Annotated in this window: 15 protein-coding genes; 7 read left to right on the forward strand and 8 right to left on the reverse strand. The window is 60.7% G+C overall.

Annotated elements, in window-relative coordinates; all coding sequences use genetic code 11:
* Positions 1–209 precede the first annotated feature (209 nt).
* Positions 210–1604, reverse strand: coding sequence for a MocR-like ectoine utilization transcription factor EhuR (gene ehuR / locus AC09SL_RS25085; RefSeq protein WP_058543621.1), 1395 nt, complete (start codon positions 1602–1604; stop codon positions 210–212).
* A gap of 290 nt (positions 1605–1894) precedes the next feature.
* Here ehuR and ehuB point away from each other — a divergent pair, with 290 nt between their 5' ends.
* The 4 genes from ehuB to ehuA all read left to right on the forward strand — a co-directional run bounded on the left by ehuB (position 1895) and on the right by ehuA (position 5014).
* The gene (gene ehuB, locus AC09SL_RS25090; protein ID WP_058543620.1) at positions 1895–2749 is read left to right on the forward strand and encodes an ectoine/hydroxyectoine ABC transporter substrate-binding protein EhuB; all 855 of its coding nucleotides are present in this window, start codon (positions 1895–1897) and stop codon (positions 2747–2749) included.
* Between the two features lie 83 nt (positions 2750–2832).
* The gene (gene ehuC / locus AC09SL_RS25095; protein WP_058543619.1) at positions 2833–3492 is read left to right on the forward strand and encodes an ectoine/hydroxyectoine ABC transporter permease subunit EhuC; all 660 of its coding nucleotides are present in this window, start codon (positions 2833–2835) and stop codon (positions 3490–3492) included.
* Entirely contained in the window at positions 3489–4145 is a 657-nt protein-coding gene (gene ehuD / locus AC09SL_RS25100) for an ectoine/hydroxyectoine ABC transporter permease subunit EhuD (protein ID WP_058543618.1), read from the forward strand. The genes ehuC and ehuD overlap by 4 nt, the downstream gene beginning before the upstream one ends.
* A complete protein-coding gene (ehuA, locus tag AC09SL_RS25105) occupies positions 4145–5014 on the forward strand; it encodes an ectoine/hydroxyectoine ABC transporter ATP-binding protein EhuA (RefSeq protein ID WP_014340096.1) in 870 nt (289 codons plus the stop codon). The genes ehuD and ehuA overlap by 1 nt, the downstream gene beginning before the upstream one ends.
* 225 nt (positions 5015–5239) lie before the next feature.
* Here ehuA and AC09SL_RS25110 read toward each other — a convergent pair whose 3' ends face one another.
* Together AC09SL_RS25110 and AC09SL_RS25115 are read right to left on the reverse strand one after the other, a co-directional pair.
* Positions 5240–5974, reverse strand: a complete 735-nt coding sequence (locus tag AC09SL_RS25110) for a YiaD family glycine zipper/OmpA-like lipoprotein (protein ID WP_003205385.1) — start codon at positions 5972–5974, stop codon at positions 5240–5242.
* A gap of 152 nt (positions 5975–6126) precedes the next feature.
* Entirely contained in the window at positions 6127–7302 is a 1176-nt protein-coding gene (locus AC09SL_RS25115; RefSeq protein ID WP_058543617.1) for an aspartate aminotransferase family protein, read from the reverse strand.
* A gap of 99 nt (positions 7303–7401) precedes the next feature.
* Here AC09SL_RS25115 and AC09SL_RS25120 point away from each other — a divergent pair, with 99 nt between their 5' ends.
* The 3 genes from AC09SL_RS25120 to AC09SL_RS25130 all read left to right on the forward strand — a co-directional run bounded on the left by AC09SL_RS25120 (position 7402) and on the right by AC09SL_RS25130 (position 10359).
* On the forward strand, positions 7402–8319 hold the full coding sequence (locus AC09SL_RS25120; RefSeq protein WP_064106950.1) for a LysR family transcriptional regulator: 918 nt from the start codon (positions 7402–7404) through the stop codon (positions 8317–8319).
* Positions 8320–8536: 217 nt separating this feature from the next.
* Positions 8537–9550 (forward strand): GGDEF domain-containing protein, encoded by a 1014-nt coding sequence (locus tag AC09SL_RS25125; protein WP_058543616.1) that lies wholly within the window; start codon positions 8537–8539, stop codon positions 9548–9550.
* A gap of 104 nt (positions 9551–9654) precedes the next feature.
* Complete coding sequence (locus AC09SL_RS25130) at positions 9655–10359, forward strand: hypothetical protein (RefSeq protein WP_058543615.1); 705 nt, start codon at positions 9655–9657, stop codon at positions 10357–10359.
* A 95-nt stretch (positions 10360–10454) separates the two neighbouring features.
* Here the strand turns inward: AC09SL_RS25130 and AC09SL_RS25135 are convergent, their stop codons facing one another.
* The 5 genes from AC09SL_RS25135 to AC09SL_RS25155 all read right to left on the reverse strand — a co-directional run bounded on the left by AC09SL_RS25135 (position 10455) and on the right by AC09SL_RS25155 (position 13112).
* Positions 10455–10769 carry a helix-turn-helix domain-containing protein gene (locus tag AC09SL_RS25135; RefSeq protein WP_003205391.1) on the reverse strand — a complete coding sequence of 105 codons (315 nt, stop codon included), beginning with the start codon at positions 10767–10769 and terminating at the stop codon, positions 10455–10457.
* Entirely contained in the window at positions 10766–11110 is a 345-nt protein-coding gene (locus AC09SL_RS25140) for a hypothetical protein (RefSeq protein WP_058543614.1), read from the reverse strand. The genes AC09SL_RS25135 and AC09SL_RS25140 overlap by 4 nt, the downstream gene beginning before the upstream one ends.
* A gap of 140 nt (positions 11111–11250) precedes the next feature.
* Positions 11251–12138 carry a heme o synthase gene (cyoE, locus tag AC09SL_RS25145; protein ID WP_058543613.1) on the reverse strand — a complete coding sequence of 296 codons (888 nt, stop codon included), beginning with the start codon at positions 12136–12138 and terminating at the stop codon, positions 11251–11253.
* An 11-nt stretch (positions 12139–12149) separates the two neighbouring features.
* A complete protein-coding gene (gene cyoD, locus AC09SL_RS25150) occupies positions 12150–12485 on the reverse strand; it encodes a cytochrome o ubiquinol oxidase subunit IV (protein WP_058543612.1) in 336 nt (111 codons plus the stop codon).
* Positions 12486–13112, reverse strand: coding sequence for a cytochrome o ubiquinol oxidase subunit III (locus AC09SL_RS25155; protein WP_003205395.1), 627 nt, complete (start codon positions 13110–13112; stop codon positions 12486–12488).

The following is a 13112-nucleotide window of genomic DNA, read 5'->3' on the forward strand; positions in this document are numbered from 1 at the left end:
TTGCGTTCGTTGCCGGTTGAAAGAGGCGAACAAAACCTATGAAGGGTCCCCTCCCCCCGTGGCGAGGGAGCTTGCTCGCGCTGGGACTCTGTAGGAGCTGCCGGAGGCTGCGATCTTTTGATCTTGATCTTCGCTCTCGATTCAACTGCCTGGGCAAAGATCGCAGCCTCGCTTCGCTCGACAGCTACAGTCCCAGCGGGAGCAAGCTCTCAGAAATCATGAATCTGCGGATACTGGTTGAAGATCTGCCGCATGCCGATCAGCGCATGGCGCATTTCTTCATCGCTGCATTCGGCGCCGACGCAGAGTCGCACCGCGCGGGGCCTGGGGGTGCCGCGTACGGTGAAAGGGTCGGGAGACGTGACGGCGATGTGCTTGTGCCGCAGGGCCCGCACCAGGCTGTCCACTTCCCAATGGGACGGGATGCCAACCCAGGCATTCAAGGCGTGAGGATGCTGGCCCAGCAGATGCTCGCCCATGTACTCGGTGACCATCGCCTGGCGCCCGGCGAGCAATTGACGTTGCAGTTGCACCAGCGACTCGGCGCGTCCATCGCGGATCCAGCGGGTGGCGATCTCCGAGACCATGGGCGTGGCCATCCAACTGTTGACCCGCAGGATGCTCTCGGTGCGCAAGGCCAGGCGCTTGGGCACCACCAGATATCCAGTACGCAGGCCGGTGAGCACCGACTTGGTCATGCTCGTGCAGTAGAACGACAGCTCCGGCAGGTAATGGCTGATGGGCGGTGCCCGGCGCTCGTCCAGCAGAGGGCCGTACACATCGTCTTCGATGATGTGCACACCGAAGCGCCGGGCAATCTCGGCGATTTCCCGGCGGCGGGCATCGGGCATCAGGCTGGTGGTGGGGTTGTTCAGGTTCGGCGTGCACACCAGCGCCGTGATGCGCTCGTTGCTGCACATGTCTTCGAAATGTTCGGGGTCGATGCCATAGCGGTCCATCTCCAGGCCCTTGAGGGTGAAGCCCAGCACTTGGGAATTGCCGATCACGCCGTGGTCGGTCAAGCCTTCGCAGAGCACCACATCATCAGGGCCGGCCAGCGAAGCGAGGGCCAGGAAAATCCCGTGGGCCGCGCCGTTGGTGATCAGCACATCGCTACGGTCGACTTTCAGCCCTTGCCGGCCGATCCACTGCGCCGCCGCTTCGCGATGGGACTCGAAACCGGCGATGGGGCGAAACGCATGAATCCACGGCTGATCCTCTTCAGTGCTCAGCGCTGCGCAGGTATCACGCCACGCCTGGTCATGCTCGCGGGTGTGCAGGATGCGGGTGATGGAAAAATCCACCAGCGCCCGCTCGGGGCTGTCGAGAATGTACGTCGCCACCCGGTCGCTCATGCGCCGCGAGACGAAACTGCCACGTCCGACCTCACAGCGCACCAGCCCCTGGCGCTCCAACTCCTTATAGGCGTTGGTGACGGTTTGCACGCTGATGCCCATGGCGTCGGCCACCTGCCGTTGCGGCGGCAGGCGCTGGTCGTTGGCCAGGGTGCCCTGTTCGATATCATCGGCAATGGCCTGCACCAGAATCTTGTATTTGGATTCACCGCTGCGGGCGAGGTCCAAGGCTGACTTCCACTTATCCATAACGGCTGCAACCGGCGTATGTAGGGGTGCGCACAGCATTGCGCGACCATCGCCGCAAAGCAATTGTCCTAGTGCAATACAATCGATGCCGGGGCTTTTGTATGCTCGGTCCAAGGTCGTCACCCAGGCGGGCTCATCGCCCTGATAAAAAGCCGGATCGACCTGTACCGGCGCTGTTCCCGATTCCAGGCCACGCCCGGATCCGCCGCTGTACGCTTTGCTCTTGTAACACTGCCTCCTACCACAGAGCCGTCAAACGACGGATCCACAAGAAACAGGAGATTTTATCGATGAGCAATTTTCTTCCCAGCACCCGTGCGCCCCTACGTCGGCTCTTGCTGACCTGTGCCGTATTGGGCCTGGCCGGCAGCGTTCAAGCGGCCACCCTGGATACCGTCAAAAGCAACAGCAGCATCCGGATCGGCTACGCCAACGAAACGCCGTTCGCCTTCACCGAAACCGACGGCACCGTCACCGGTGAATCGCCGGAGATCGCCAAGATCATCTTCGCCAAGATGGGCATCAAGCAGGTCAATGGCGTGCTCACCGAATGGGGCTCGCTGATTCCAGGCCTGCGGGCCGGGCGCTTCGACGTGATTGCCGCGGGTATGTACATCACCCCGGCGCGCTGCAAGCAAGTGTTGTTCACCGATCCGCAGTACCAATTGCCCGATGCCTTGCTCGTGGCCAAGGGCAACCCGAAAAAACTCCACAGCTATGAAGACATCGCCAAGCAACCGGATGTGAAACTGGCAATCATGGCCGGCACGGTGAACCTGGCTTATGCCCGCGATTCCGGGGTCAAGGACGAGCAGATCCTCCAGGTCCCCGACACCACCGCACAATTGCAAGCCGTGCGTGCCGGGCGCGCGGACGCTGCCGTCGGTACCCAGCTGACCATGAAAGGCCTGGCCAGCAAGGGCGGCGACAAGGTAGAGGCGATGACCGAGTTCAAGGACGACCCGTCCCACATCGGTTATGGCGCCCTGGCCTTCCGGCCCGAAGACAAAGACCTGCGCGATGCGGTCAATGCCGAGCTGAAGAAGTGGCTGGGCTCCGAAGAGCACCTCAAGACGGTTGCGCCATTCGGCTTCGACAAATCCAACGTGACCAGCAAGACCGCGGCCGAGCTCTGCGCTCAGTAGTGGTCAAGACTGGCGTGCCGAAACGGGCATGACGCGCGGTGCGTGATGCCTGTTCCCTGCTTCACCGGACATTGGGCTGAACCATGGGCGAATTACTTCCGTTATTGATACAAGGGGCCTGGGTCACGCTCCAGGTGACCTTCTTCGGCTCGCTGCTGGCGATTGTCACCGCCGTACTGGCGGCCCTCGGGCGACTCTCGCCGTGGCGAGCGTTGCGCTGGTTTTCCATCACCTACATCGAAGTATTCCGCGGCACCTCGCTGCTGGTGCAACTGTTCTGGCTGTTCTTCGTGTTGCCGTTGCCACCCTTCAACATTGCGCTGAGCCCCTACGCCGTGGCAATTGTCGGTCTGGGCCTGCACATCGGCGCCTACGGGGCCGAGGTGATGCGCGGTGCCATCAGTTCGGTCGCCAAGGGCCAATACGAAGCCTGCACGGCGTTGAATTTCAGCGGTTTTACGCGCTTCAAGCGGATTATCCTGCCGCAGGCGTTGCTGGCGGCGATTCCACCGGGCACCAACCTGTTGATCGAGCTGCTGAAGAACACCTCGCTGGTGTCGCTGATCACCTTGTCGGACCTGAGTTTCCGGGCGCGGCAGTTGGATCAGGCGACCTTCCAGACCCTGGAAATCTTCAGCCTGGCCCTGGTGATGTATTTCATCCTCGCCCAGGCCATCAACTTGGGCATGCGCCACGTCGAACGACGACTGAGCCGGGGCCGGATGCGTGGAGGTCTGTCATGACGCTGTTCGACTGGTCCTACGCCGCACAAATCCTGCCGGACCTGCTGCGCGCCTCCCTCAATACCGTGGGCATCACCCTGATCGGCTTCCTGATCGCGATTGTCCTGGGGCTGTTCCTGGCGATTGGCCGGCGCAGTCGCAAACTCTGGCTGTCGTGGCCGGCCACCGCGGTGATCGAGTTCATCCGCAGCACGCCCCTGCTGATCCAGGTGTATTTCCTCTATTACGTGCTGCCCAACTACGGCTTGAGCCTGACGGCCATGCAGGTTGGCATCCTCGGCATCGGCCTGCACTACGCCTGCTACATCGCCGAGGTCTATCGCAGTGGTTTGGACGCGGTGCCGCGGGCGCAGTGGGAAGCGGTGACAGCGCTGAACATCGCGCCGTACGACGCCTACCGCAACATCATCCTGCCCCAGGCGTTGCGGCCGATTGTGCCGCCGCTGGGCAACTACCTGGTGGCAATGCTCAAGGACACGCCGGTGCTGTCGGCGATCACCGTGGTGGAAATCATGCAACAGGCCAAGAACATCGGTTCCGAGAATTTCCGTTATCTGGAACCGATCACCATGGTGGGCCTGTTCTTCCTCGCCCTGAGCCTTGCCCTGGCCTATCTGGTACGGCGCCTTGAAACGCGCATGGAGCTACGCTAATGACATTACCTCTGTCCACGCCCACCGATTTGTCCCGGCGCAGCACGCTGGCATCGCAGCAGGAGGCCCCGGCCATGCAAATTCCCACACCGTCCCGGCCGATCGTGAGTTTCCAGGACGTGACCAAAAGCTATGGCAGCTTCACCGTGCTCGACCATCTGAACCTGGATGTCGCCCCCGGTGAAAAGGTCGCGATCATCGGCCCCAGCGGCTCGGGCAAGTCCACGCTGCTGCGGGTGTTGATGACCCTGGAAGGCATCGACCAGGGCCAGATCCGCGTCGAGGATGACTCCCTGACCCACATGCCCAACCGCAACGGCGTGCTGGTGCCGGCCAACGACCGGCATATTCGCCGGGTGCGCGGCAAGATCGGCATGGTGTTCCAGAGTTTCAACCTGTTCCCCCACATGACCGCACTGCAGAACGTGATCGAGGCGCCGGTGCAGGTGCTGGGCATGAACCCGAAAGAAGCCCGGGAGCGCGCCGCCGACCTGTTGGAGCTGGTGGGGCTGGGCAACAAGCTCGACCATTACCCGTCGCAGTTGTCCGGCGGCCAGCAACAGCGGGTGGCGATTGCCCGGGCGCTGGCGATGCGGCCCAAGGTGATGCTGTTTGACGAGGTGACCTCTGCGCTTGACCCTGAGTTGTGCGGCGAAGTGCTGAATGTGATCCGCAAACTGGGGGCCGAACATAACCTGACGATGCTGATGGTGACCCACCAGATGGGCTTCGCCCGGGAGTTCGCCGACCGGGTGTGCTTCTTCTACAAAGGGCAGATCCACGAACAGGGCACCCCGGCGCAGATTTTCGAACACCCGCAGCAGGAGCGCACGTGTGCGTTCCTCAGTGCGGTGAAAGAGGCGAATTGATCCCCTTGTGAACACCTTTGTGGCGAGGAGACTTGTGGGAGCAAGGCTTGCCCGCGATGAAAGCGATGCGGTCTTTCAGAAAATCGAGGCGCCTGTTTCGCGAGCAAGCTTTGCTCCCACAAATCCCCTCGCCACAAGTGGCGGCATCAGGCGGATAGAAACTGACAACCACAAAAAAACGGGGGCCCTGTTTCCAGAGCCCCCGTTTCATTTGCCGCCCAGCCGTTATGGATACTGCTGGTAAGTCTGGCCCTGCTGCGCCGGTGCCTGGTACTGCTGGCCGGGAATGGCCTTGAGGTTGACCTCGACACGACGGTTTTGCGCACGGCCATTGACGTCGGCGTTGCTGGCCACCGGGTTGTCCGGGCCGGCGCCACGGGCCGAGAGGTTGGCGCCGCTCACGCCCTGGGACGTCAGGTAGGTCGCCACGCTCTGCGCACGACGCTGGGACAGGTCCATGTTGTGCTGGCGGCTACCGGTGCTGTCGGTGTAACCGACGATTTCGATCTGGTTCTGGTTGAACTCCTTCAGGGAGTTGGCCAGGTTGTTCAGCGGCTGGTAGAAGCTGGAGGCGATGTTCGCCGAATCGGTGGCGAAGGTGATATTGCCCGGCATGATCAGCTTGATCTGGTCACCCTGGCGCTGCACTTCAACACCGGTATTGGCCATGCTGGCGCGCAGTTTCTTTTCTTGCTGGTCGGCGTAGTAGCCGTAGCCGGCCGCGGATGCCCCCACCACTGCGGCGCCGATCAATGCGCCCTTACCGCGGTTATCGTGACCGATGGCCGCACCGGCCAACGCCCCTGCCAGTGCACCGAGGCCGCCGTACTTGGCGGTTTTGCTCATGCCCGAAGATTCGGTAGAGGCCTGTCCCTGGTTGTCGTAGGGGTTAGGCGACGCACAGCCGGACAACAGGGCCACGGCAGTTGCGACAACGATCAAGCGACGCGAGGTGAACATGAAGATGCTCCTGGTTTTTCAGTCTGAATGCCAAAGTGTAGGCAATCGACTCTGGCAGGCGTTGGAACGCAACAACCGTTAAAAATTCCGTCCCGCTGCGTCGCGCTTCGCCCGGCTGACCGATAAAAACTCGTCGTCCGGGCGAACGCCCCTCATCCCTGCGCCAGACAGCGGCTCACGCCCCGGACAATCATCTCCACTTCCCGCCCATCGATCGTCAGTGGCGGCAGCAGGCGGATGGTCTGGCCCCGGGTGATATTGATCAGCAGGCCGTGGTCCCGGGCGGCGCGAAGGGCCAGGTCGCGGACCGGTTGCTTGAGTTCGATGCCGATCATCAACCCCAGGCCGCGAATCGCCAAGACATTCGGGTTGTCCGCCAACTCGGCCCGCAGCCGGCTCAGCAACTGTTCGCCCTGATGCCTGGCGTTGTCCACCAGCGCTTGTTGCTCAATGATATCCAGCACCGTGCAGCCGACCCGACAGGCCAGCGGATTACCGCCAAAGGTGCTGCCATGGCTGCCCGGGGTAAACAGCTCGGCAGCCTTGCCCCGTGCCAGGCAGGCCCCAATGGGCACGCCGTTGCCCAGGCCTTTGGCGAGGGTCATGACGTCCGGCACGATGCCCTCGTGCTGGAATGCGAACCACTGGCCAGTACGACCGATGCCGGTCTGGATCTCGTCAAGCATCAACAGCCAGGCGCGCCGGCTGCACAGCTGCCGCAAGGCCTTGAGATAACCCGGCGGGGCGAGTTGCACACCGCTTTCACCCTGGATCGGCTCCACCAATACCGCAACGATGCGCTCGGCATGAGCCTGCTCGATCGCTTCCAACGCTGCCAGATCGCCGAACGGCACCTTGATGAAATCCCCCGGCAAGCGGTTGTAGCCCAGCCGCACGGACGGGCCGTCACTGGCGGACATCGTGCCCAATGTGCGCCCGTGGAATGCATTGTCCATGACCACCACCAACGGCTGCTCAATACCCTTGTGCCAGCCATAGAGACGCGCCAGTTTCAGCGCGGTTTCGTTGGCCTCGGCGCCTGAGTTGTTGAAAAACGCCCGCTCCAGCCCCGACAGTTGGGTGAGCTTTTGCGCCAGGCGTTGTTGCCAATCGATGCTGTACAGGTTCGACGTATGCAGCAGCAGGCCAGCCTGCTCGCTGATGGCGGCCACCAGCCGCGGGTGGGAGTGGCCGACATTGGTCACCGCCACACCCGCCACCGCATCGAGGTATTCGCGGCCGTCCTGGTCCCACAAGCGCGTACCCAAGCCATGGGTGAAACTCAGCGCCAGGGGTTGGTAAGTGGTCATCAGGCAGGCAGCGGTCATGACATCAAGCTCCATTGGGTTGGTTTTTTCCAGTATGGTTAGCCACCAAGACTGGATAAACGCTGCTTTACTTCAATCATTTTAAAGTTGAGCTTGATAATGGACCTGTTCCAGGCAATGACCGTTTACGTGAAGGTGGTGGAAGCCGGAAGCCTGACAGCGGCGGCCCAGGCGTGCGAAATGTCCACCACCATGGTGGGCAATCATCTTCGTGCGCTGGAGCAACGTCTCGGCGTGCGTCTGATCAACCGTACGACGCGGCGCCAGCGCCTGACCGAGTTCGGCTCGACCTACTACCAACGTTGCCTGGAAGTGCTGGGGCTGGTGGCCGATTCCGAGCGCCTGGCCGAACAGACCCAGGGCGAACCCGCCGGCACCCTGCGCATCACCGCGCCGCTGACCTTTGGCAGCGAGCGCCTGGCGCCGGCCCTGGCCGAATTCAGCCAACGCTACCCACAGGTCAAGCTCGACGTGGTGCTGACCAACCAGCGGCTGGACCTGCTCGAACATGGATTCGACGTCGCCATCCGCCTCGGTCATCCCGACCCGAAACTGATCGCCCGCCCCTTGATGGACTACACCCTGACCATCTGCGCCTCCCCCGCTTACCTGGCCCGGCGCGGCACACCGGAAAAACCCGCGGACCTGCAGCAACACGATTGCCTGTCGTTCGCCTATTTAGCAGGGGACGATTGGCGCTTTGCCCAGGACCTCTGGCCGATCAACGGCCCGGAAGGGGAAATCAAGGTCCCGGTCAACGGACCGATGCTGATCAACAGCTCTTCGGGCCTGCACCGCGCCGCCCTGGCCGGGATGGGCGTGGTGATGCTGCCCGATGCGCTGGTGGCCCAGGACCTGCAGGATGGACACCTGGTAGCGCTGCTGCAGGACTACCGGTTGCCCCATCGCCCAATGAGCTTGATGTATGCGCAGGATCGCTACCGCTTGCCGAAACTGCGCAGTTTTGTCGAGTTCGCGCTGGAAAAATGGGGCAAACCCCAAACCCCAGCCGAATGATGTTGTGGCGGGGGGATTTATCCCCGCTGGGTTGCGCAGCAACCCCAAGGCTGTCGGTTCACATCGGGGGCCGCTGCGCGACCCAACGGGGATAAATCCCCTCGCCACAAAAGCGAACCCCGCCTGAACATCCCCCGCTAGTGCCTCTCGCCCCCCATCAGCTACTCTTCCTCCTTGGACGAGCATTTTGATATCAAGGCTGATTGAGGAAACGACGATGGGAGATGCCTCGAACATCGACATGCTGCGGCTCGACCTGTCCGATCTGGACGAAGGCGTACTGCACACCATCCTGGAACTGGTCAGCGATGGCATCTGGGACTGGAATGCCAACACCGGCTTCGTCTACCGCAACCCCGGCTGGTACACGATGCTTGGCTACCTGCCTCACTCACTGGACAACACCGTACTGACCTGGGAAAGCGTGATCCACCCGGATGACTATCCACGGGTCATGGCATTGTTCGACGACTACCTGGAACACCGATCCCACGTCTACCAGGCCGAATACCGCTGCCGCACCTACGACGGTTCCTACATCTGGATCGAGGATCGCGGCTATGTGATCGCCCGCAACCCGGACGGCACGGTGGCGCGCATGATCGGCGCCCACCGCAGTATCGATGACAAGAAACGCCTGTTCGAACAGCTGGAACGGCGCAACAAATCCCTGGAAGCCGTGATCGAAGAACGCACCCGCGAACTGTCCCGGGTCAACCATCAGTTGCAGATCCAGCTCGACGAAAACCGCAAGCTTGCCGAAACCGACGCCCTGACCCGGGTCGCCAACCGTTATCGCCTGGACCAGGCGCTGCCGCTGGCCTGTGAGCGCGCGCAGCGTTTTCGCGAGCCGTTGTCGCTGATCGCCATGGACGTGGATGATTTCAAGGACATCAACGATCGCTACGGCCACGCCTTTGGCGACGCAGCGTTGATACAAGTGGTGCAGAGCGTCAAGCGCTGCGAGCGCGACGGCGACTTGCTGGTGCGCTGGGGCGGTGACGAATTCATCATGATCTTGCCCAACACCACCCTGGCCGACGCCCGCCTGCTGGCCGAGAGCATTCGCCGGGGCCTGTCCGATCTGCTGCCGGTGGGCGACTTCCAGATCACCATGAGTTTTGGCGTGGTGCAGCGACTCGAGGATGAACAGCATGCGACGTTGCTGCACCGGGCGGACCAGGCGCTGTATCGCTCCAAGATGTCGGGCAAGAATGTGATTTGTGAATGAGGTCCGACCGTGACAACACCGCCCGCGTCCAATAGATTAGGCGACCGGAAAAAAGCTCAATGCCTTTCTCGCCTCATCCCGCTAACAGAAGTAGTGAAATTTCAATGTCCGATTCCAACACCGCTGAATCCGTAGTCACCCTGTCGTCCAAAGCGGAATACGAAAACTCCATCAATCTTTCACAGCATCTGCCCCAGGCCAAAAGCATCAGTGAGATGGTCCTCGATGCGTTCCAGTCGAACCGCGAAAGCGACCAGATCCGCGAACTGCGCAACGCCATCCGCCAGGCTCACGATGCGTTCGACGACGACAAGGCCTACGAACTGATGGGCCAGCTCAAACAACTCAAGGACGCCGAAGCCGCCGATTTCGCGGCCCTGGAAGACCTGAGCAGCCGCTTCCCGATCAGCCGCATCCTCTCCAGCTACAAGGACGACCCGTCGTTCCAGGAACTGGTCTACGGCCTGGCCCTGAAAGTGCTGAACCAGACCCACCAGGCCATCAGCAACCCGAGCGGCAGCAAGGGCAAGGCCTCGCGGGCCAAGAAGGAAGCCGAAGTGTTCGTCATCAGCAAGGACGGCATCAGCGTCACCCTGCCCCTGCGCACACCACGCTCCAAGCCGAACGTCGACCGCGAAGCCTTCGAGTTCCTGGGCTTCAACTTCGTAGGCGAAGGCGACGAAGCCGAGCTGGAAAGCGAAACCTTCCTGGACAACGACGGCGCCGAACAACCGCTCACCCGCAAAAGCATCGTCACCGCCCTGCAACAGCAGAAAGCATTCGACGGCTACAGCATCGCCCAGCAATAAACCCACGTTGATTTTTCCCCCTTGTGGGAGTAATCCCCAAGAAAAAGCCCCGCACTTCTCTCGAAGGCGGGGCTTTTTTCATGGATATGAGCGGATCAAACAGCGCCAAGTCGTTCGACCATATCTGGAAATTTCTCGACCAGTTTGATCAACAAAGCCGCCTGGGCGTTAGGCTTGGACTTCTCCTGTTCCCAGTTCCTGAGCGTACCTGGACTGGTCCTGATGCTCTTGGCGAAAACGGCTTGAGACATGTGGAGCTTGTCGCGCAACGCCACGATTTCTTGGGCAGACACCTCGGGAACCGGTTTGTCTTCAATCGATATCTGGCGAAGGGTAATCTTGCCCTCCCGGTGAGCGGCCATCTCCTCGACGCCTTGCATCATCTCGGCAAACAGATCGCGCTTTTTCATAAGGTACCTCTTACTTTCAACTCAGCTTCTATGGCGCGCTTGAGCGTCTTCTCTTGCTCGCAGGTCAGGTTTTCCAACTCGTCCTTGTCATAAATCGCGAACATCCAGAACTGACGATCGTTCATGAGCCAATAATAAATAACGCGCAACCCGCCTCTCTTCCCTTTACCACGACGTTCATCGAACCAGCGCAGCTTACGAAAGCCGCCGGTACGTGGCATGACGTCACCAACCTCTGGATGCTGCAGCATATAGGACTGAAGCAGGCGATACTCATCATCAGTCAGGTAATGGCCAACCGTGTCGGTGAATGTAGTCGTTTCAAAAAATAGGGTACGCATGGCAGAAACTATAGGCACATTGCGTACAGTTCAACAAACCATAATCTATTGCGACGAATGACAGCCAATCCACACCTCACCTCAACAAAAAGCCCCGCACTTCTCTCGAAGGCGGGGCTTTTTTTTGCAGCGTCTGAAGCTTAAGGCGCGTAGGTCAGCAGCAGCTCACTCGGCACTTTGAAGTCCAGGGACATCATGACGCTCAGGGCGGTGATGGTGAAGATCGAGAACACGAACAGCTTGCGTGCCCAGACCGTGTCATCCACCGCCTTGTAGCCGGTCCAGGCCATGTACAGCCAGTACATGCCCATGGCGGCGGCGACGGCGAAGTAGCTCATGCCGGCGTAGCCGCTGAAGGTCAGCATCAAGGTCGCCACGAGGAAGGCCAGGATGTAGAGCAGGATGTGCTTCTTGGCCACCCGAATGCCGCGCTTGACCGGCAGCACCGGAATCGAAGCCGCCAGGTAGTCGTTGAAGCGGAAGATCGCGATGGCGTAGGAATGCGGCATCTGCCACAGGCTGAACATCACCAGCAGCGTCAGCGCAGCCATGTCGAAGCTGTTGCTGACCGCCACATAGCCGATCACCGGCGGCATCGCCCCCGACAGGCTGCCCACCAGCGTGCCGTGGACCGACTTGCGCTTGAGGTACAGGCTGTAGAGGCCAACGTAGATGACAAAACCGATCACCGCGAACAACGCCGCCAACGGGTTGGCCACCCAATACAACAGCGCCACGCCGGCCACGCCCAGCACCGTGGCGAACGCCAGGGCCAGTTGCACCGGAATCAGGCCCTGGACCAGCGCCCGATTCTTGGTGCGTTCCATCTTGATATCGATGTCACGGTCGATGCAGTTGTTGAACACACAACCGGACGCCACCACCAGGGAAGTACCGATCATCGCCGCCAGGAAGATGGCCAGATCGACATGCCCTTTCGAGGCCAGGAAAAACCCGCCTGCCACAGAAAGCACGTTACCGAAAATGATCCCAGGCTTGGTGATTTGGATAAAGTGCTTCAGGGACATCCGGACTTTCCTCAGTGCGCCATCATGTTGGTGTGGATGCTGAACATGATCCACAACGACAGGCCAACCAGCAGGACAATCACGATCGCGGCAAAGATAAACGCGACCACGTTGTTACGCTGGGCGGCGGAGCGGTCCAGGTGCAGGAAGTACACCAGGTGCACCAGGACCTGGACCACGGCGAAGATCAGTACGATCCACAGGGTCAGGCTCTTGGGCAGCGATGGGTACATCACCAGGCCGAACGGAATGACGGTCAGGATCACCGACAGAATGAAACCGATAGCGTAGGACTTGACGCTGCCGTGGCCGGCGTCGTGGCCATCATGGGAATGTGCGTTAGCCATTTACAGGGTCCCCATCAGATAAACAACGGTGAATACGCAGATCCACACCACGTCCAGGAAGTGCCAGAACAGGCTCAGGCAGCTCAGGCGCGTCTTGTTGGTGGCGGTCAGGCCGTTTTTCTGGACCTGGTACATCATGATCGCCATCCAGATCAGGCCACTGGTCACGTGCAGACCGTGGGTGCCGACCAGGGTGAAGAACCCGGACAGGAAACCGCTGCGGTTAGGGCCATAGCCCTCGGAGATCAACATGTGGAACTCGTTGATCTCCATGCCGATGAAGCCGGCACCGAACAGGAAGGTCATGGCCAGCCAGCCCAGTACCTGGGTTTTCTTGCCCTTGAACAACGCCAGCATGGCGAAGCCGTAGGTGATCGAACTGAACAGCAGCAGCGCGGTTTCGCCCAGTACGTATGGCAGTTCGAAGATGTCGTGGCCCGATGGGCCACCGGCGACGTTGTTAACCAGCACCGCGTACGCTGCAAAGATCGACGCAAACAGAATGCAGTCGGTCATCAGGTAGAGCCAGAAACCGAATACGGTCATCTCGCCCGAGTCGTGGTGATGGTCATCGTGCCCATGGTCATGACCATGGGCGTGTCCAACAGTGGTCACTAAGTTCGACAT

The sequence above is a fragment of the Pseudomonas sp. PF05 genome (assembly GCF_056521845.1).

Coding starts and splice junctions, on each gene's coding strand:
- ehuR (WP_058543621.1), bottom strand. CDS start 1,604: ATGGATAAGTGGAAGTCAGCCTTGGACCTCGCCCGCAGCGGTGAATCC.
- AC09SL_RS25115 (WP_058543617.1), bottom strand. CDS start 7,302: ATGACCGCTGCCTGCCTGATGACCACTTACCAACCCCTGGCGCTGAGT.
- ehuA (WP_014340096.1), top strand. CDS start 4,145: ATGACATTACCTCTGTCCACGCCCACCGATTTGTCCCGGCGCAGCACG.
- AC09SL_RS25120 (WP_064106950.1), top strand. CDS start 7,402: ATGGACCTGTTCCAGGCAATGACCGTTTACGTGAAGGTGGTGGAAGCC.
- AC09SL_RS25135 (WP_003205391.1), bottom strand. CDS start 10,769: ATGAAAAAGCGCGATCTGTTTGCCGAGATGATGCAAGGCGTCGAGGAG.
- ehuC (WP_058543619.1), top strand. CDS start 2,833: ATGGGCGAATTACTTCCGTTATTGATACAAGGGGCCTGGGTCACGCTC.
- ehuD (WP_058543618.1), top strand. CDS start 3,489: ATGACGCTGTTCGACTGGTCCTACGCCGCACAAATCCTGCCGGACCTG.
- AC09SL_RS25125 (WP_058543616.1), top strand. CDS start 8,537: ATGGGAGATGCCTCGAACATCGACATGCTGCGGCTCGACCTGTCCGAT.
- AC09SL_RS25110 (WP_003205385.1), bottom strand. CDS start 5,974: ATGTTCACCTCGCGTCGCTTGATCGTTGTCGCAACTGCCGTGGCCCTG.
- AC09SL_RS25155 (WP_003205395.1), bottom strand. CDS start 13,112: ATGTCGAACTTAGTGACCACTGTTGGACACGCCCATGGTCATGACCAT.
- cyoD (WP_058543612.1), bottom strand. CDS start 12,485: ATGGCTAACGCACATTCCCATGATGGCCACGACGCCGGCCACGGCAGC.
- AC09SL_RS25140 (WP_058543614.1), bottom strand. CDS start 11,110: ATGCGTACCCTATTTTTTGAAACGACTACATTCACCGACACGGTTGGC.
- ehuB (WP_058543620.1), top strand. CDS start 1,895: ATGAGCAATTTTCTTCCCAGCACCCGTGCGCCCCTACGTCGGCTCTTG.
- AC09SL_RS25130 (WP_058543615.1), top strand. CDS start 9,655: ATGTCCGATTCCAACACCGCTGAATCCGTAGTCACCCTGTCGTCCAAA.
- cyoE (WP_058543613.1), bottom strand. CDS start 12,138: ATGTCCCTGAAGCACTTTATCCAAATCACCAAGCCTGGGATCATTTTC.